General features: G+C 71.3%; 19 protein-coding genes. 10 read left to right on the top strand and 9 right to left on the bottom strand.

The window, feature by feature from the left end; translation table 11 throughout:
* Positions 1 to 56: 56 nt before the first annotated feature.
* A complete protein-coding gene (locus tag CHC11_RS26695; protein ID WP_245919814.1) occupies positions 57 to 977 on the bottom strand; it encodes an ABC transporter substrate-binding protein in 921 nt (306 codons plus the stop codon).
* Positions 978 to 1,253: 276 nt separating this feature from the next.
* Here CHC11_RS26695 and CHC11_RS26700 point away from each other — a divergent pair, with 276 nt between their 5' ends.
* Both CHC11_RS26700 and CHC11_RS26705 read left to right on the top strand, forming a co-directional pair.
* Positions 1,254 to 1,874 (top strand): TetR/AcrR family transcriptional regulator, encoded by a 621-nt coding sequence (locus tag CHC11_RS26700; RefSeq protein ID WP_245919816.1) that lies wholly within the window; start codon positions 1,254 to 1,256, stop codon positions 1,872 to 1,874.
* The gene (locus CHC11_RS26705) at positions 1,871 to 2,248 is read left to right on the top strand and encodes a VOC family protein (RefSeq protein WP_089314583.1); all 378 of its coding nucleotides are present in this window, start codon (positions 1,871 to 1,873) and stop codon (positions 2,246 to 2,248) included. Before CHC11_RS26700 ends, CHC11_RS26705 begins: the two co-directional genes overlap by 4 nt.
* Here the strand turns inward: CHC11_RS26705 and CHC11_RS26710 are convergent.
* The 3 genes from CHC11_RS26710 to CHC11_RS43700 form a co-directional block, all read right to left on the bottom strand.
* Entirely contained in the window at positions 2,235 to 3,140 is a 906-nt protein-coding gene (locus tag CHC11_RS26710) for an LLM class F420-dependent oxidoreductase (RefSeq protein ID WP_089314584.1), read from the bottom strand. The genes CHC11_RS26705 and CHC11_RS26710 overlap by 14 nt on opposite strands.
* A 128-nt stretch (positions 3,141 to 3,268) precedes the next feature.
* Positions 3,269 to 4,249 carry a CU044_5270 family protein gene (locus tag CHC11_RS41615; RefSeq protein WP_179279013.1) on the bottom strand — a complete coding sequence of 327 codons (981 nt, stop codon included), beginning with the start codon at positions 4,247 to 4,249 and terminating at the stop codon, positions 3,269 to 3,271.
* A 943-nt stretch (positions 4,250 to 5,192) separates the two neighbouring features.
* Positions 5,193 to 5,999, bottom strand: coding sequence for an RNA polymerase sigma factor (locus CHC11_RS43700; protein ID WP_089314587.1), 807 nt, complete (start codon positions 5,997 to 5,999; stop codon positions 5,193 to 5,195).
* 291 nt (positions 6,000 to 6,290) lie between these two features.
* On the opposite strand from CHC11_RS43700, the gene CHC11_RS26735 reads away from it, so the two are divergent.
* On the top strand, positions 6,291 to 7,076 hold the full coding sequence (locus tag CHC11_RS26735) for a hypothetical protein (RefSeq protein WP_143227330.1): 786 nt from the start codon (positions 6,291 to 6,293) through the stop codon (positions 7,074 to 7,076).
* A gap of 140 nt (positions 7,077 to 7,216) precedes the next feature.
* On the opposite strand, the gene CHC11_RS26740 is transcribed toward CHC11_RS26735, so the two are convergent.
* Positions 7,217 to 7,600, bottom strand: a complete 384-nt coding sequence (locus tag CHC11_RS26740; RefSeq protein ID WP_089314589.1) for an MmcQ/YjbR family DNA-binding protein — start codon at positions 7,598 to 7,600, stop codon at positions 7,217 to 7,219.
* Positions 7,601 to 7,623: 23 nt separating this feature from the next.
* Complete coding sequence (locus CHC11_RS26745) at positions 7,624 to 7,989, bottom strand: VOC family protein (RefSeq protein ID WP_089314590.1); 366 nt, start codon at positions 7,987 to 7,989, stop codon at positions 7,624 to 7,626.
* Between the two features lie 1,053 nt (positions 7,990 to 9,042).
* Here CHC11_RS26745 and CHC11_RS26750 point away from each other — a divergent pair.
* From CHC11_RS26750 to CHC11_RS26765, 4 genes are read left to right on the top strand one after another with little or no spacing between them, the layout of a single operon-like run.
* Entirely contained in the window at positions 9,043 to 9,687 is a 645-nt protein-coding gene (locus CHC11_RS26750) for an ABC transporter permease (RefSeq protein ID WP_089314591.1), read from the top strand.
* Positions 9,684 to 10,694 carry an ABC transporter ATP-binding protein gene (locus CHC11_RS26755; protein ID WP_218826262.1) on the top strand — a complete coding sequence of 337 codons (1,011 nt, stop codon included), beginning with the start codon at positions 9,684 to 9,686 and terminating at the stop codon, positions 10,692 to 10,694. The genes CHC11_RS26750 and CHC11_RS26755 overlap by 4 nt, the downstream gene beginning before the upstream one ends.
* Positions 10,691 to 11,464, top strand: coding sequence for an ABC transporter permease (locus CHC11_RS26760; RefSeq protein WP_143227331.1), 774 nt, complete (start codon positions 10,691 to 10,693; stop codon positions 11,462 to 11,464). The genes CHC11_RS26755 and CHC11_RS26760 overlap by 4 nt, the downstream gene beginning before the upstream one ends.
* 20 nt (positions 11,465 to 11,484) lie before the next feature.
* Positions 11,485 to 12,441 (top strand): glycine betaine ABC transporter substrate-binding protein, encoded by a 957-nt coding sequence (locus tag CHC11_RS26765; RefSeq protein ID WP_089314592.1) that lies wholly within the window; start codon positions 11,485 to 11,487, stop codon positions 12,439 to 12,441.
* 60 nt (positions 12,442 to 12,501) lie between these two features.
* Here CHC11_RS26765 and CHC11_RS26770 read toward each other — a convergent pair whose 3' ends face one another.
* Complete coding sequence (locus CHC11_RS26770) at positions 12,502 to 13,017, bottom strand: cupin domain-containing protein (protein ID WP_089314593.1); 516 nt, start codon at positions 13,015 to 13,017, stop codon at positions 12,502 to 12,504.
* A gap of 2 nt (positions 13,018 to 13,019) precedes the next feature.
* Positions 13,020 to 14,420: a GntP family permease gene (locus CHC11_RS26775; RefSeq protein WP_089314594.1), complete on the bottom strand. Its 1,401-nt coding sequence runs from the start codon at positions 14,418 to 14,420 to the stop codon at positions 13,020 to 13,022.
* A gap of 136 nt (positions 14,421 to 14,556) precedes the next feature.
* On the opposite strand from CHC11_RS26775, the gene CHC11_RS26780 reads away from it, so the two are divergent.
* Positions 14,557 to 15,258, top strand: coding sequence for a FadR/GntR family transcriptional regulator (locus CHC11_RS26780; RefSeq protein ID WP_089314595.1), 702 nt, complete (start codon positions 14,557 to 14,559; stop codon positions 15,256 to 15,258).
* Between the two features lie 4 nt (positions 15,259 to 15,262).
* Here CHC11_RS26780 and CHC11_RS26785 read toward each other — a convergent pair whose 3' ends face one another.
* A complete protein-coding gene (locus CHC11_RS26785) occupies positions 15,263 to 16,114 on the bottom strand; it encodes a DUF72 domain-containing protein (RefSeq protein ID WP_089314596.1) in 852 nt (283 codons plus the stop codon).
* Between the two features lie 361 nt (positions 16,115 to 16,475).
* On the opposite strand from CHC11_RS26785, the gene CHC11_RS26790 reads away from it, so the two are divergent.
* Together CHC11_RS26790 and CHC11_RS41620 are read left to right on the top strand one after the other, a co-directional pair.
* Complete coding sequence (locus CHC11_RS26790; RefSeq protein ID WP_179279014.1) at positions 16,476 to 16,904, top strand: nitroreductase family deazaflavin-dependent oxidoreductase; 429 nt, start codon at positions 16,476 to 16,478, stop codon at positions 16,902 to 16,904.
* A gap of 89 nt (positions 16,905 to 16,993) precedes the next feature.
* Positions 16,994 to 17,608, top strand: a complete 615-nt coding sequence (locus CHC11_RS41620; RefSeq protein WP_179279015.1) for a restriction endonuclease — start codon at positions 16,994 to 16,996, stop codon at positions 17,606 to 17,608.
* Position 17,609: the final 1 nt, after the last annotated feature.

Here is a 17,609-nt window from a genome sequence, read left to right on the forward strand (position 1 = left end):
CGTCCCCGGTGTGCGGTCGGCGCCTGCTCACGGGCGGGCGTCCTCGGCGTCAGCGGTCACTGAACCTTCTGGACCGCGTCGCCGATCGCCTTGACGAACTCCGCCAGGCGCGGCCCCCAGCGGGAGGCGATGTCGTCGTCGAGCTCCACCACGCCGCCGTGCCCGACCGCGTCCAGGTCCGACCAGCCGGGGCGCTTGGTGAGGGCGGCGGCGTTCTGCCCGCAGCACTTGGTGTCGGCCAGGAAGATCAGGTCGGGGTCCTGCTTGAGGAGGTACTCGCGGGACAGCTGCGGGTAGTCGCCGGACGCCTTGTTCGCCTTGTCGGCGATGTTCTGCAGGCCGAAGAGCCCGTACACCTGGCCCACGAAGGTCTTGGACGTCACCGAGTGGAGCTGGTTGTCCAGCTCGTGGTAGTACGTGAGGCCCTTGCCCTTGGACGACGCGGCGACCGTCTTCCGGATGTCCGCGCGCATGCCGTCGGTGACCTTCTTGGCCTCGGCCTGGTGCCCGGTGGCCTGCCCGAGGTCGCCGATCTCGTCGTAGGCCTGGTCCAGGTTCGTCGCCGCCGGCTCCAGCAGGACGGGGACCTTCACCTTCTCCAGCGACTTGACGATGCCGTCCAGGTCGTCGGACAGCACGACGAGGTCCGGCTTGTAGGCGATGATCGCCTCGGCGTTCGGCTTGAAGCCCGACAGCTTCGTCCGCGGGGCGCCGGCCGGGTGGTTGGAGTAGTCGTCCACCGCGACCACCTGCGGCCCGGCGCCGATGGCGAAGAGCGTCTCGGTGTGCGTGGGGGACAGGGAGACGATGCGCTTCGGCTTGGCGGGGACGGACACGGCCCCGTTGGCGGCCTGGACGGTGACGGTCTTCCCGTCCGGCGTGCCGCCGGTCTTGCCGTCGTCGCCGCCGCCGCATGCGGCGGCCAACGTGACGATGCCGATCGCCATCACCGCGCCCAAGGTGCGTACGGGTCTCACAGGAGCCTCCTGGCTGCAGGGAAGCCGCGGCCCGTCATGACGGATCGCCCTTCCACGAGGTCGACAAGCGTCGGCGCGCGAGGAGGCGACCTGGCTCGGCCACTTCGAGAGAGGCACCACAGTTGCGGGACAGCGCCGGATTTTCCACCGGACTTCGCTCCTGGCGCGCAGCATCGCAACGGTATCAGCCACCGAATGCTGATCTGTCGGTTTGTGCGGAGTGAGTACTCACTTCGGTCTTGACGGAGTGAGTACTCACTCCGTATCGTGGCGGGCATGGAGGAGAAGAGCCGCCGGCGCGCCCCGGGAATGAGCCCGGAGCAGCGCCGCGAAATGATCATCCGGACCGCGCTTCCGCTCGTCGCCGAGCACGGCATGGCCGTCACCACCGCGCAGATCGCCCGCGCCGCCGGCATCGGCGAGGCGACGATCTTCCGTGTGTTCGCCGACAAGGACGAGCTGCTGGACGCCTGCGTCGCCGAGGCGCTGCGGACCGACCACGTCCTCGCCGAGATCGGCGCGATCCCGCTCGACCAGCCGCTGCCCGCGCGGCTCGCCGAGGCCGCCGCCGCGATCGACGCCTACCTCGCCCGCATGGGCCTGGTGATCGGGGCTCTGCACGCCACCGGCCGGCGCGAGCGCCGCGTGCCCGGCGACGGCGAGCCCGGCCCCGACCGCGCCGCCGCGATGACCCGCACCCGCGAGGCGCTCGCCGAGCTGTTCGAACCCGAACGGGACCGGCTGCGCCTGCCCGTCGAGCAGATCGCGAGCCTGTTCATGGGCTTCGTGTTCAGCCGCGCCCGGCCCGCCGCCGGCCCCGACGCGCAGCCCCTCTCCGTCGAGGAGTACCTGGACGTCTTCCTGCACGGCGCTCTCAAGGAAGGAACCGCCGCATGACGATCACCCTGAACCACGCGATCGTGACGGCCGCCGACAACGACGAGGCCGCCCGGTTCTTCGCCGCCGTCATGGGCCTGGAGTACACGGGCCCGCACCCGCACGCGCGGCACTTCGTCCCGATCCGCGTGAACGAGCGCCTCACCCTCGACTTCCTGACCGTCGCCTACCCGCAGGGCCACCACCTGGCCTTCGACGTGGACGCGGTCACCTTCGACACGGTCGTGGACCGCCTCGACGCCCGCGAGATCCCCTACGGCGACGACCCCGCCCACGCCGACAACGGCCGCGTCGACGACGACCACCCGCTCGGCGGCCGCGGGCTCTACTTCTCCGACTCCAGCGGCAACCTCTACGAGCTCATTTCGCCGTGACCGTCTTCAGGAACTCCCGGGTGCGCCGGTCGCCCGGCATGTACTCGGCGGCGACGAAGTCGGTGACGCCCGCCTCGGCCAGCTCCTCCAGCTTCGCCGCGACCGCGTCCTCGTCCCCGACGAGGGCCAGGTCCTTCGGCCCGTCCACGCCTTCCCGGTCCATCATCGCCCGGTAGGACGGCAGCATCCCGTACACCTCGAACGTCTTCCCGGCCTGCTCCCGCGCGCGCTCCACGTCACCGGTGACGCACACGGGCAGGACGCACACGACGCGCGGCGCGTCCCGCCCGGCCGCCTCGGCCGCCGCCGCGATGGTCGGCGTGATGTGCTCGCGGACGGTGACGGGACCGGTCATCCACAGCACGGTCCCGTCCGCCCGTTCCGCCGCCAGCTTCAGCATCTTCGGGCCGAGCGCCGCCAGCAGCAGCGGCACCCGCCCCTCGTTCGGCACGCTCAACCCGATGGCGCCCCGAAGCGTCTCGCCCGTGAAGGAGGCGTTCTCCCCTTCGAGCAGCGGTGCCAGCACCGACAGGTACTCGTCCATGTGCCGCAGCGGCCTGCCGAAGTCGTACCCGTACATGTCCTCGATGACGATCTTGTGGGACAGCCCGACGCCGAGTGTGAGCCGCCCTTGCAGCGCCAGCGCGGTCGTCCTCGCCTGCTGCGCCAGCACGGCCGGATGCCGCGGATAGGTGGGCACCACCGCCGTCCCCAGCTCGATGCCCGGGACCCCGCTGCCCGCCACGGCCAGCGCGGTCAGCGCGTCCACCCCGAAGATCTGCGACATCCACGCCGAGGAGAACCCGTCGTCGACCGCACGGCGCACATCGTCCGCCAGCTTCCCCAGCGCCTCGACACCGCCGCGCTCGTTGAGCAGAACCCCAACCCGCACTAGGACCTCCCAGATCGATAATCAGATGCTTACATGACCTCCCTACCTAAGCGCCCCGCCCCCGCCCGCCACAAGGCGGACCCCGGCGGGCCCGGCATCGCGGGAGATGCCGGGCCCGCCGCGTGCGGTCAGGACCGGGTGGGAAGACGGTCGGCGACCTCGACCTGGAGGACGGTGGTCTTCACCTCTCCCGCGCCGCTCTCGGCCGTGCCGATCCAGTCCCCGCCGTCGGGGCGGGGGGTCCGGTCGAGGCAGCGGCTGCCCAGGAAGCGGTAGGTGGAGCGGTCGAACATCAGCTCCAGCCGGCCGCCGTCGGAGTCCTGGGACAGGGCGACGGCGGGCCGGCCGATGGCGTCGGCGGCGTGCTCGTCCACCTTCACCCGAGGGACGTCGCTGAGGAACTCGAAGACCTGGGCGCGAACCTTGGGGGGGCAGGTAGCCACCGACGAGCTCGCCCACGCCGTACCAGTTCCACGCCCCGAAGGGCCTGTCGCGACCCGCGGTGGCGAAGGGGGTGGGTGTAGGCGCCGTGACCTGGGACTTCCAATGCTTGAGCAGGCCCGGCATCGTACGCACGAGCCAGAGCTGGCTGCCCGGGCGGGGGACGGGCGCGCTCTTGTCCTCGATGGGGACGGGGGAGTCGCAGACCTCGGCCCCCCCCGCCGGTGGCACGGGGCGCGCAGCAGCCCCGGCTTGGAGCCGTCGACCGACACCCAGCGCTCCCGCGTCTCCTGGCCCCGGGCCTTGTCCGGGGCGGACTTCCCCGGCCCCCACGCGACGACGGACCGGATGTAGAGGTACTGGCCGGGGCGTGGGTGCAGCTCGGGCTCCAGACGGGCGGCCGCCGCGGCCCGGGTCAGCACCTCGTGGGCGCTGACCGGCATCACCTCGCGGGGGCCGCCGTCCGAGCCCTGCGTAGCGACCACCACGGCGCCGGCGGCCGCCACCCCGCCGGCCAGCGCGACCGCCAGCATTCCCCGGTGGCGCCGGAGCCGCGGGTCGCGCCGCCCGCCGTCCCGGGCGAGGGCGACCAGCCGTGTCCGGCCCTCGGCCAGAACCTCCGGGCTGGGCGGGGGCACCTCGTCGTGCATGCGCTGAAGTTCACCCATCGAACTGTTCCTCTCCCATGTCAAGGGGGTCGGTTCCGCCGAGCGCCTCGCGCATTTCGGCGCGGGCGCGGCTGAGCCGGGAATGGACGGTGCCGGTGGCGATGCCGAGATCGCTTGGTCGCCCTCCTGGTAGACCTCGGCGGTCACCGTGGCGTCATCCTCGTCATCCTCTTCATCGCGGACCTTTCACAGCGTGGACATCGGTCACCCGTCTTTGACCGCATCCCCGCCCCTGCTTCCCCAGGTCACAAACCCAATGCAGCGGGACGACCCGCCCATCACCCCCAACGGCCCGGCCCTCCACCGCCCTCGCCGGCGAAAGGCGTGCTTCCGAGACCCTCCAGCGAGCCCTGCAGGTCGACCGGGGAGTTCGTGGCCGGGCGCCGCCGGGTGCGCTGGGTCGTGGTGCGCCCTACCGCGTCGGCGTCGTCCCGTTGCCCGGGTCTCGTCGGCGACGTCTGCCATCGCCCGGATCGGCGTGCCGTTGACCGGAGAGTTCGTGGTCAGGTGGTGTCGGGCTCGCCGCCGCGTGGTGCGTGTTGCCGGGCCAGTCTTCTGTCGTTGTCGGCCCATCGGCGGTGGCGTGCGGCGGACTGGAGGTGCAAGTCGGCCTCTTCGGGGTGGACTGTGGCCATCTCCTCCAGGAGCAACGCGGCGCGGTCGTGGGCTCGCGCCGATGAGACCATCGCTTGCCGCGCGTACTCTCCGGCCTCGGGCCTGCACTCCGAGGCCGTCGCAGGGGCCTCGGGACCGTCCGGCGGCCGCGCTGTCGCTCCGCGCTCGCCGGCTCGCCGCGCACGGCGTGCCTTTACCCGAAGCGCACGGTCTTCGCTGTCCATACCAGCCAATCCGACGCCAAAGCCCGTCGACCAACCAGCCCACCAGACATGTTCGACTTCTACCCAGCACCCTGTTCTTTCAGCCCACTCCGACGGACACATACCTAACCCGTCATTTCCCTATGGACTGCCATGGGGTCGCAGAGGCTCGGGACCCCGCGCCGGGCGCGAGACGGGACAGGACGCCGGTGAAAAGGGCGTTGGCGTTCGTGGCGTCCGGATGACCGTGGTTGGGGAAGAAAGAAATCGCGATGGGTCTTAGATGTCAGTGCCGGCCCAGGTAAAAGCGGCTTCCTTGGTCGTCGGTGCACTCGGAGGTGACTCCGTAGGGCTGTCGGGCCGGGTCGGTCGCGGTGCCGCCGGCCTCGCGGACGCGGGCGACGGCGGGCTCGTGGACAGTGGTCGGTGTAGGCGCGCCGGAAGGCCTTGCGAGCCCGTGTCAGCAGTGCCTCGGTCGCGTGAAGCGTCCGGCCCAGATGCTCGGCGACCTGCGGGACGGGCAGCCCGTCGAGGTAGCGCAGCGTCAGGGCGGCCCTGTGGTGAGGCGCCAGCGTGCCGAGGACGTCTCGGGCGACGAGCGCGTCGAGGCGTTCGTCCCACGGGTCCTCAGCGGGGTCCAGGACGCCCCCGCCCAGGGCCTGGAGACCGCGTTGCTCCCGCGCCGCCCGCCGCCAGCGGTCGGCCAGTTTGTGCCGCGCCACGCCGACGAGCCACGCGACCGACAGCACCGGGGGCGGTTCCTTGCGCAGCGCCTCCACGGCGGCCAGGAAGGTCTCGGCCGTAAGGTCCTCGGCCAGGGCGCGCCGACCGCACCGGGGCAGGAGGTAGCCGTAGACCTCGGGCAAGGCCGTGTCGTAGGGATCGAGCAGGGCCGGCCCCGGGTCGGGCTCCAGCTGTCCCGGGTGGTTCATACCCCTCCATCGCTCGGCGGGCCGCTCTTCCGACGCGCCCGGCCAGGTTTTTTCCGAGCCGCCGCAGCCGGTGCGCGATCTTCGTCCTGACGGGGTTCTCCGTGGGCGGTGCCATCGCCGTCAGGGCCGTGGCCCTGCATGGTCTCCGCCGCGTCGGCGCCACCGGCCTTCGACGAAGAGCCGCCAGGCCGCGAGGCCCCGCGGGTAACGCGCTGACCTGGGACGACTTGAAGTTATCCACATTCTCGCGGCTGCCTGTCCGGAACCGCCGGGCGAGGCAACATCAGTCCCATGGACGGAATCACCCTCACCTGGAAACGAACGGCCGCCGACTCGATCATCCCGATCGGTCCAGACGCCTGTGTCGTCCCCGTCAAAGGGGCCGGCCTCGCCGAACGCGCAGCATCGTTGAGCAGCCTCCTTCCCCAGAAGGTCGTCATCGCGCGCCGCACGGCTGCATGGATATGGGGCCTGGACGTATTACCTCCGGGAGTGAGCGAGCTCGACTGGGACGTCGAACTCGTCACCCCCCGAACCCCCGAGGCTCCACCAGACGCGGTCCCCATCACCGCCGACAACGTCGAATTGCCACCCGAACACGTAGTGGAGGAATCCGATGTACGCCTCACCTGCCCGACCCGCACCGCTCTTGACTGCGCCCGCTGGCTCCCTCGCTATGAGGCGGTCGCGGCCCTTGACCAGTTCCTGCGGCGAGGCGTCGACGTCGAGGAACTCACCGCGATGGCCCGGACGCTGCGGGGGTACCGCGGCAACGAACGGCTGCGCCGGATCCTCCGACTCGGTGACCGCGGCGCGGCCTCCCCCGGCGAGAGTTGGATTCGCGTCGCCGTTGTGAACACCGGCTTCCCGCTCCCCGAGACACAGATCCCGGTGCTGGGCGCGCAAGGTCGTTGGCTCTACATCGACCTCGGCTACCGCGAATTCCGCGTCGGCCTCGAATACGACGGCGAACGCCACCACACCGGTCGAGACGCCAGGACCCACGACGCGCGCCGCCGTGGCTGGCTCGCCAAGGAGATGGGCTGGGAGGTCATCCCGTCACCAAGAACTTCCTGACCCGCCCCGCCCCTTACCTGGGCGCTCTGCTGACAGCGCTGCTCCAGCGCGGCTGGCAACCCGACAACGCCACGATGGAGCACTCGCCTGCCTGGCGCACCTGGAACGCCGACCGCGCTGAACGTCAGGAGTTGCGGCGATCATGTCAGCGGAGGTGGGGGCTGTCCCTTGTCGAGGAGATCGGCCAGGCGCTTGGGGGCTATGAGGCGGTAACTGTCCTCGATCAGCTCGGCCACCTCGTCCCAGTCGTGCTCGACGTCGAGTCGTGCGCCGATCCAGCCCTTGGAGCCCACGTACTTCGGGACGAAGAAACGCTCGGGTGCCTCCGCGACCAGAGCTTCCTGCACACCGGGCCCGGCCTTGAACGTCAGAGACAGGCCGTCCTCGGAGGTCATCGCGAAGAGCTTGTCGCGAACCCGGTAGGAGGGTGCTGTGTGACCGCCGAAAGGTTTCTCTGTCACCTCTGGCAACGGCATACAGATTTCTCGGATCCGATTCAGGGCATCAAAGTCGTTCATCGTCATTTTCTCTTTCTGTGGGCGGAAAGCTATTCGATGAGGGAGGAGTGAGGCCGCAGCACGCAGAACTCGTTGTTTCCGGGATCCGCAAGCATGACCCACGGCACGTCGGCGGACCGGCCGGCGCCGGTGCGGCGAGCACCTAGGGAGAAGATGCGCCGTGCCTCGGCCCCTTGGCCGTCCTGGTCAAGGTCTGTGTGCAGCCGGTTCTTCGCGGTCTTCGTGCGGTCGTCAGGGATGAAGCACAGCCGGGGATAAGCGTCAGGGGCCGTGCCGACGAAGACCTCGTCGTCCGAGCGGTAGGGGACCGGCTGGTCAAGGACGGTCGGCCAGGATCCGGGGAGCGCGGACGTCTCCGGAGAGTCGATGACCAGGTGGTAGAGGCGCGATGCCATGCCCAGAGGCTAGCCGCAGGGTGCGACGCTGCGGGGTGAAGCAAGCGGCCGCGTCCCTCCCACGAGCCGGTACCAAAGCGCGGCCTCAAAGTCCCCGCGCCCCGCGCAACGGGCGACCAAACGCCATGCCTGTGTCTGCCGTGGGCATGTGGCCGGTTCAGGGGTGGGCCGGGTTTCGGGGGGCCGGGGATGGGCGCGGCCCTGGGAAGCGGAGGGCCGCGTCCATCCCGGGGTTCGGGGCGGGGCCTGGTACCTGTCGCGCTTGACGCTTTGTCGGAGGGGACGGGGCGTCCGCGGCGTGTTGCGGTGCGTGGATCGATTCGGGGTTCCGAAGGCTGAGCTTCGGCTGGGTGCGGTGCGGGGGGCGGAGTGTTAATCCTTGCGGGTTGGTCTGGCAGGAGAACTGGATTCTTCCGCTCATCGGAAGGTGGGGTGCCGGCCGGCCGGGGGGAGGAGTTCGTTGTCTCCGCACGCGTGTCGAGGGGGATGCGGCTTGTGGAGCGGGCCCCGAGGTGGGGCGCTTGGGAAGGGCGTATCTCGGCATGCCGGCGAACAAGTCCTTCTCCCGGCGGGTCTGCTCGATGTCGGCGATCGACAGGCGCGGGATCCGCGCGATCCACGGGAGGAGTTCCGGGTCGTGGGCGTAGGGCATCTCGGGTTTCTTTGAAGGGGTGTCGTTAGTGTCGGACGGTTGGTGGCATCTGCCCAGCTGCGTGATGGGGCTGGTTCTGCGGGGGGTCGGAGGGGAGAGCGCCCGGTGTGGACTGCCTGGTCCGGCTGGGTCTGGGGTCAGATCGTGCGCATCTCCTGATGCTCCCCGTCAACCGGGCCGGGCTGGCCGGAGGCCGGCGGATCGAAGGGCGGCCGGCGTAGCGCTCGCCGAGGGCGGTGGGGGCCGTCGATGGGCGGGTGCCGGGGTGGCAGAGCGTTCGGTCTCACCGATCTGTTATTGCCAGACTGATCATCCGTAGGCAGCCTCTGAGGTATGGGAGACGCGAAACCCGCCGTCCTTGCCCGGGCTCCCGCCGCCGCGCGCGGTGACGGGAGGCGGCGATGACCTTTTCCGAGTACCTCTCCGAACGCTGGCCCACGATCGCCCGGATGATGGGCGAGCACGCCGAGGTCGTCCTGATCGCCGTCGCGATCGCGGCCGTGGTCGGGATCGGGCTCGGCGTCGCCGTGGAAGGGCGGCCGAGGGCGAGGGGGCTGGCCCTCGGCGTCACCGGCACCATGCTGACCGTCCCGTCGCTCGCGCTGTTCGGCTTGCTCATCCCGCTGTTCGGGCTGGGCCTGGCCCCCACCATCACCGCCCTCGCGCTGTACGCGGTGTTCCCGATCCTGCGCAACACCATCACCGGGCTGGACGGCGTGCCGAGCGCGGTGGAGGAGGCGGCGCGGGGGATGGGGATGAGCCCGCTGAGCCGGATGCTGCGGGTCAGGCTGCCGCTGGCCTGGCCGGTCGTGCTCACCGGCGTCCGGGTCGCCACGATCATGACGGTGGCGATCGCGGCGATCGCCGCCGCCGTGGCCGGTCCGGGGCTGGGCGAGCTGATCTTCGGGGGGCTGTCCCGCATCGGCGGAGCCAACGCGCTGAACGACACCCTCGCCGGAACGCTCGGCGTCGCCGTCCTGGCACTCGTCCTGGACGCGCTGTTCGTCCTGCTGTCCCGGCTCACCACCTCCAGGGGGCTGAGATGACCGAATCCGCCGCGACCGAGACCACGCAGGCCGCCCCGCCCGGACGGGAGATGATCCGGCTGGAGGGCGTCACCAAGCGATATCCCGGGCAGGACGCCCCGGCCGTCGGCGATCTCACGCTCAGCGTCCGGGACGGGGAGATCGTCGTGCTGCTGGGCCCGTCGGGCTGCGGTAAGACGACCACGCTGCGCCTGGTCAACCGGCTGATCGAACCGACCTCGGGCCGTATCCTCCTCGACGGGGAGGACGTCACGCGGGTCGACGCCGACCGGCTGCGCCGCCGCATCGGCTACGTGATCCAGCAGGTCGGGCTGTTTCCGCACATGACGATCGCCGCGAACATCGGGCTCATCCCGCGGACGCTCGGCTGGAACGGCGAACGCGTCCGCGCCCGCGTCGACGAGCTGCTCGACATGGTCGGCCTCGACCCCGGCACGTACCGCGGCCGGTACCCGAAGGAGCTGTCCGGCGGGCAGCAGCAGCGCGTCGGGGTCGCCCGCGCCCTCGCCGCCGACCCGCCCGCGATGCTGATGGACGAGCCGTTCGGCGCACTCGACCCCATCACGCGCGAGCGGCTGCAGGACGCGTTCCTGGAGATCCAGGCCCGGATCGGCAAGACGATCGTTCTGGTCACCCACGACCTCACGGAGGCGCTGAAGCTCGGCGACCGGATCGCGATCCTCGGACAGGGCGCGAGGCTCGTGCAGTACGACACGCCCGCGGCGATCCTCGCCGAGCCGGCCGACGGGTTCGTCGCGGAGTTCGTCGGGGCGGGGGCCGCGATGCGGCGGCTGCGGCTCGTCGAGGTCGGCTCGATCGAGTTGCTGCCCGCCGCGGAAGGCGCTCCGGCCGCGACCGTCCGCGCGGACCAGTCCCTGTACGAGGCCCTCGACGCGATGCTCCGTGCCGGGGCGGAGACCGCCACGGTCCTGGACGAGAACGGACGCCCCGCGGGCGCGGTCTCGTGGTCGGCGATCGTCCGGCGGACGCCGGAGACGCGGTCATGACCGTCACGGCGGTGCCGGAGCGGACGAGGCCCGGCGACGAGGCCGCCGGGCGCTCCCTCCCCGGGCTCCTGGTCACCCCCGTCTTCCTCGTCGCCGTGTCGGCGGCCCTCTACCTGTACGTGCGCGGCCTGGACCTCGACGCGATCGAGCGCAGATCCCTCGACCGGTCCGAGATCGCCCACCAGTTCCTCCAGCACATCAGGCTGGTCGCGGTGTCCACGGCGCTCGTCCTCGCGATCGCGATCCCGCTCGGCGTGCTGCTGACCCGGCCGCGGCTGAGCCGGCTGTCGGCGCCGTTCCTCGCGCTCGCCAACGTGGGCCAGGCCGTCCCCTCCATCGGGGTGCTCGTCCTGCTCGCCGTCACGGTCGGCATCGGCTTCCAGAAGGCGGTGGTCGCGCTCATCCTCGTGTCGGCCCTGCCGGTGCTGCGCAACACGATGGTCGGCCTGCAGGGCGTCGACCGGTCGCTCATCGAGGCGGGGCGCGGTATCGGCCTGTCCAGGGCGGCGGTCCTGTTCCGCGTCGAGCTGCCGCTCGCCGTTCCGGTGATCCTCGCCAGCGTCCGGGTCGCGGTGATCCTCAACGTGGGCAGCGCGACGCTGGCCGCGTTCACCAACGCGGGCGGGCTCGGCGAGCTCATCAACACGGGCATCTCCCTCAACCGGACCCCGATCCTGCTCACCGGAAGCGTCCTGACCGCCGTGCTCGCGATGGCCGCCGACTGGCTGATCGGCATCGTCGAGTTCGTCCTGCGCCCCCGCGGCCTCTGAAAACCCCGAGGAGAGTCACCATGCGCAAGCTTCCCGCCGCCGCGTCCCTCGCCGCCGTCGCCCTGACCGCCGGATGCTTCAGCTCCACCGGCACCGACGCCAAGGCCGGGAGCCTGGCCGAGGGCAACTCGCTGAAGGGCGTCACCCTCACCGTCGGTTCCAAGGAGTTCACCGAGCAGCTCGTCCTCTGCCAGGTCACCGCCCTCGCGCTGCGCTCGGCGGGCGCGGCCGTCAAGGAGAAGTGCGGGCTCCAGGGCAGCAACACCACGCGGGCCGCGCTGACGTCCGGCAGCATCGACCTCTACTGGGAGTACACGGGCACCGCCTGGGTCAACTACCTCAAGCAGACCGAGCCGATCGGCGACCCGGGCCGGCAGTACGCGGCCGTCGCGGAGCAGGACCTCGCGAAGAACAAGGTGAAGTGGCTGGCCGCCGCGCCCGCCAACAACACCTACGCACTCGCGGTGAAGACGACGACCATGCGGCGGCTCGGCATCGCGGACCTGTCGGGCTACGCGCGGCTGGCGAAGAGCGACCCGTCGAAGGCGTCCACGTGCGTGGCGAGCGAGTTCGCGGGACGCAGCGACGGGTGGCCCGGCCTGCAGAAGGCCTACGGGTTCAGCCTGCCGAAGTCGGACGTGGCGACGCTGGCCGAGGGCGCCATCTACGACGCCGTCGGCAAGGGCGAGCCGTGCGCCTTCGGCGAGGTCGCCACCACCGACGGGCGCATCAAGGCGCTCGGCCTGACCCCGGTACCGGACGACAGGAAGTTCTTCCCCGTCTACAACCCCGCCCTGACCGTCCGCGAGTCCGTCTACAGGGACGATCCCGCCATCGGGAGGATCGCGAACCCGATCGCCGCGGCGCTCACCGACTCGGTCCTGCGGGAGCTCAACGGCGAGGTCGACATCAAGGGCAAGCAGCCCGAGGAGGTCGCCGAGACGTGGCTGAAGTCCAGGGGCTTCATCGGCGGGTAGCCGCCGGAGGAGCGCGGCGGGCGGACGGTCCGGGCGGTGCCCGAGCCGCCCGGACCGGCGTCACACCATGTACTGGTCGTGGCGCCGGTACAGGTCCGTCCACTCCTCGTCGGTGAGCCGCCGCCCGGTCGCGGCGATCTCGGCGAGCTCCTCGAAGTAGGCCTCGCGGGGAGCGCCCGGCGTGAAGAGCAGGAGCATCGCCGCCGGCTCTCCCGACTCGTTGCGGAATCCGTGGACGCCGCCCTCGGGGACGAAGAGGAAGTCGCCCGCCGAGGTGTCCTTCCAGCCCGTGCCGTCGTGCAGCCGGACCGTCCCGGACAGGATGTAGAACGACTCGGTGATCGTCCGGTGGAAGTGCGGCATCGGACCGGAGGGCTTCGGCCCCATCTCCCAGCGGTAGAGGCCGAACGCGCCGTTCGTCGAGCCGCCGGTGCCCAGGTAGTGCACCCGGGTCCCGCGGTGGACGCGGTCGCTGTCGGCCGCGCCGATGAGCAGGTCGGGCGCCGCCCCGGCGGGACGGAACGTCCCGCTGCTCTCGCCGCCGTCCCCGAAGTAGCGGGCGTCGGGATAGGTCATGGCTACACCACCAGGTTCAGAAGGAGGACGAACACCAGGCCGCACACCGAGATCACGGTCTCCATCAAAGACCATGTCCTGATGTTCTGCCCGACGCTGAGCCCGAAGTACTCCTTGACCAGCCAGAAGCCCGCGTCGTTGACATGGGAGAAGAACAGCGAGCCCGCCCCGATCGCGAGGACGAGCAGCGACGTCTGACCGCTGTCGAGCGTGGTGGCCACCGGCGCGAGGATCCCGGCCGCGGTGACCGTGGCGACGGTCGCCGAGCCGGTGGCGAGCCGGATGAGGACGGCGACCAGCCACGCCAGGAACAGCACCGACAGGTCGCTGTCCTTGACCCAGTCGGCGACCAGATCGCCGATCCCGGTGTCGACGAGCGTCTGCTTGAAGCCGCCGCCGGCGGCCACGATCAGCAGCGGGCCGGCGATGGGCGGCAGCGACCCGGCCAGCGAGGAGGCGATCGCCTCCCGGTCCATGCCGGAGCCGCGACCGAAGGTGAACATGGCGACGACGACCGCGATGATCAGCGCCACCAGCGGGGTGCCGAGGTTGTCCAGGACGGTGCGTACCCGGCCGCCCTCGTCCAGGGCGATGTCGGCGACGGCCTTGCCCAGCATCAGCGCGACCGGGAGCAGCACGGTGAACAGGGTGACGGGGAAGGACGGGCGCCGCCGCGGCTCGGCGTCCACGGCGGCGTCGTCCCCGCTGTCCCGCTCGTCCGCGCCGGTGACGTAGAGCTCCGGCGCCGGGACGTCCACCCAGCGGGACGCGAACCGGGCGAAGACCGGGCCGGACAGGGCGATCGTGGGGAGCGCGACGGCGATGCCGAGGGCGAGCGTGAGGCCGAGGTCGGCCTTGAGGTTGTCGATCGCGACGAGCGGCCCCGGGTGCGGCGGGACCAGCCCGTGCATCGCCGACAGGCCCGCCAGCGCGGGGATCCCGACCGCGATGATCGACATCTGGGCGCGGCGCGCCACCAGCAGGATGACCGGCACCAGCAGGACGAGCCCGATCTCGAAGAACATCGGCAGCCCGATCAGCGCCCCGACGAGGGCCATCGCCCACGGCAGGAACCGGCGCCCGGTGCGCCCGATGATCGTGTCGACGATCTGGTCGGCGCCGCCGGAGTCCGCCAGGAGCTTGCCGAACATCGCGCCGAACGCGATCAGCGCGCCGACCCCGGCGGCGGTGTCGCCGAACCCCTTGACGAAGGCGTCGACGGTGTCGGCGACCGGCAGCCCCGCGACGATCCCGACCAGCAGCGAGCCGAGGGTCAGGCTCAGGAACGGATGCACCTTGAAGTAGGTGATCAGTATGACGATCAGGGCGATGCCGGCGAGCGCGGCCGGCACGAGCCTCCCGCTCGACGCCGCCGGCGCCGCGGCCAGCACGATCGGGTGCATGCGTCATCCTCCTGGGAGCCGGAGCGAACGATGATGTCGCCCGAGTGTGGCCGCTATAACCTGCCGTTAACAAGGGATAGCTCCGTAAAATCATATCTTTGTCCGAAGTTGTCCGGCTTCGTGTGATGATTGGCGCATGGTGGGGACCTCCTCGGCGGGCCTGCACGGCAGCGTCCTCGATCGGCTCGGCATGCTGATCACGTCCGGCGCGCTGCCCGCGGGCGAGGTACTGCGGATCGAGCAGCTGGAGGCGCGGTTCGAGGTGTCCCGGTCGGTGATCCGGGAGGCGATCCGCGTCCTGGAGTCCATGGGCATGGTCAGGAGCCGGCGCAGGGTCGGCGTCACGGTCGCCGCCCGCCCGGACTGGAACGTCTTCGACCCGCAGATCATCGGCTGGCGGCTCGAGGGCGACGGCCGGGAGGAGCAGCTGCGCTCCCTCGGCGAGCTGCGCCGCGGGCTGGAGCCGGTGGCCGCCGCGCTGGCGGCCCGGAACGCGACGCCGGAGCAGTGCGGCGCGCTGACCGGCGCGGTCATGGAGATGGCGGTGCACGGCAGGTCCGGTGACCTGGAGGCCTACCTGGCCGCGGACATCCGCTTCCACCGGACGCTCCTGGAGGCGTCCGGCAACGAGATGATGGGCGCGCTGAGCGGCGTGGTCGCCGCCGTCCTGGCCGGCCGCACCCACCACGAGCTGATGCCGGCGCACCCCGAGCCGGCCGCGATCCGCTGGCACGCCGAGGTGGCGCAGGCCGTGCAGGCCGGCGACGCCGAGGCCGCCGAACGCGCCATGCGCGACATCGTCGAGGAGGCGACCCGGGCGATGCTGGAGCCAGGCTGACCGGTCAGAACAGCGTCGGGGGTTCCGCGGGGACGGGCTCCGGCAACGGCTCCAGCCCGGGCACGCGGGCCCTTACCTCGTCGTGGAAGCGCCGGGCGAGCCCGGGCGCGTCGGCGTTGTCCGGCGTGTGGACGAACACGGTCGGCGAGCGTCCCTCGGCCAGCCATCCGGCGACGCGGCCGACCCAGAACCCCCAGCCCTCGACGGTGCGCTCGGTGTCGTCCCGTCCGAGGTAGCGGACGATCGGCAGGTCCGTGAGCGCCTCCGCCCTGCGGGGCACCCGCGGCTTCTTCGTCCAGGCGTCCCGTTCGGCGTCGCTGGTCGGACGGCTCTGGAAGAACGCGGTCGTATCGAACGGGACCCACTCGGCCCCGGCGCGGGACAGGACCCGCTCAAGGTCGCGCACGGATCCCGCGTCCTCGAAGAACGCGCGGTGACGCACTTCGACGGCGTACCTGTGCGCCGCGGGCAGCCCGTGCAGGAACGCCGCCAGCGTCCCGAGGTCACCGGGGCCGAAGGAGCCGGGGAGCTGCACCCACAGCGCGTGCGCCCGCGACTGGAGCGGCTCGATCGCGCGCAGGAACGCCCGCAGTTCCTCCCCGCCCCCGGCGAGCCGCCGCTCGTGCGTGATCGTCTTCGGGAGCTTGGTCACGAACCGGAAGCCGGGCCCGGTCTGCTCCGCCCACGACTCCACGGTGCTCCGCGGGGGCGTCGCGTAGAAGGTGGTGTTGCCCTCGACCGCGTTGCACCAGCTCGCATAGGCCCGCAGCCGTTCGCCCGGAGGCAGCGCCGGAGGGACGAACCGCCCCTGCCACCGCGCGTGAGCCCACATCGCGCACCCCACGTGAAGCCGCATGCCCCGACGCTACCGGTGATCCGGTCCCCTCCGGGCCTGGCGGACCGGCAGGGCGGCGGCCGTCGCGATCAGGTCGTTCGGCAGGCCGTCGGAACGTTTTCCGATCGGCCTCGAACTGCGCGAAGCGGCTTCAGGCAGGGGCAGGCTGCCACCGGCAAACGGAGACCATCATTCCACTTAGTCTTGTGCGAACGCTCCTCGACATGCCATGATTAAACGGAGGAAATACCACCGGTTAGAGTCGAACGTGGAGGTGGGCGATGCGTGCGGAGACGGTGAGCCGCAGACCGAGCCGGGCGTCCCGGCGGAGCGGAGGGGCGCAGGGGCGGCCGGGCGGCGTCGCGGCGGCTCGGGAGCGATCATGACCGGCGCCGACCTTCCGCCGCGGCTGGCGCGGATGAACCGGGTGCCCTTCCGGCTGCTGACCTGGGGCCTTCCGATGGGCCCCCTCGTCCTGCTGCGCACTCGCGGCCGTCGCAGCGGCCTGTCTCGCACCGCTCCGGTGGCGCTTCTGGAACTCGACGGCCGGCAGTGGCTCGTCTCGCCCTTCGGCGAGACCCACTGGGTCCGCAACGCCCGCTCCGACGGCCGGGCCGAACTCGGCCGCGGGCGACGCTTCCGCCAGGTGCGCCTCACAGAGATCGACGACGACCGCAGGCACCGGATCGTCAGTGCCTACCGCCGCAAGTACCGGGTCGTGCCGTTCGTCCGCGCCGCCTTCGACACCGGCCCGAACGCGACCGCGCCCCCAGACTCCGACCGCCCGGTCTTCCTGGTCGAACCGGCCTGACTGCTCAGCCGTCTGCGGGCGCACGCCGGGTTCCGCGGATCGCCGTATGGATCAGCGAGCGGGAGCGGCGAACTCGTAGGATCCGACACGTGAGCGAGGAGGAGACCCCGGTGGCGTCGCCGGCCGCGGCCCACCCCCGGCCCGGCATCACCCCAGCGGAGTTCGAGGAGTTCGTCGCCGATCGGCTGCTCGGGTCGGCCGCCCCGCACGTGAGCGGGCTGAGCGTCACGCTGCATGAGAAGGTGGCCGGCTCCGACGGGACCTACGACCTCGACGCGACGGTCCGCTACCGGTTCGCTGGCATGGACTTCCTGGTCGTGGTCGAGGCCAAGCACCACCGGAACCCGATCAAGCGCGAGCTGGTGCAGGTGCTCCACCAGAAGGTCCAGAGCGTCGGCGCGCACAAGGGCGTCATGGTGTCCACCGCCACGTACCAGAGCGGTGCCGTGGCCTTCGCGCGAGCGCACGGCATCGCTCTCGTGACGGTCACGGACGGCCGGTTCCTCTTCGAGACGAGGGATGCCGTGCCGGTCGAGGGGGGCGCCGGTACCGGCCCGTCGCCTTTCATCGCCCACTGCCATGGCCTTCCCGGCAGAAGACCGGGCACGTCACGTGACCTGCTCCTGGTGCCGGACGACGACGACTACCCGCGGCAGGCGGCGGAGATCCTGCTGGGCTGCCCCTTCGAGAGGCTCACTCCGTAGT

Source organism: Actinomadura mexicana (assembly GCF_900188105.1).
GTDB lineage: Bacteria > Actinomycetota > Actinomycetes > Streptosporangiales > Streptosporangiaceae > Spirillospora > Spirillospora mexicana.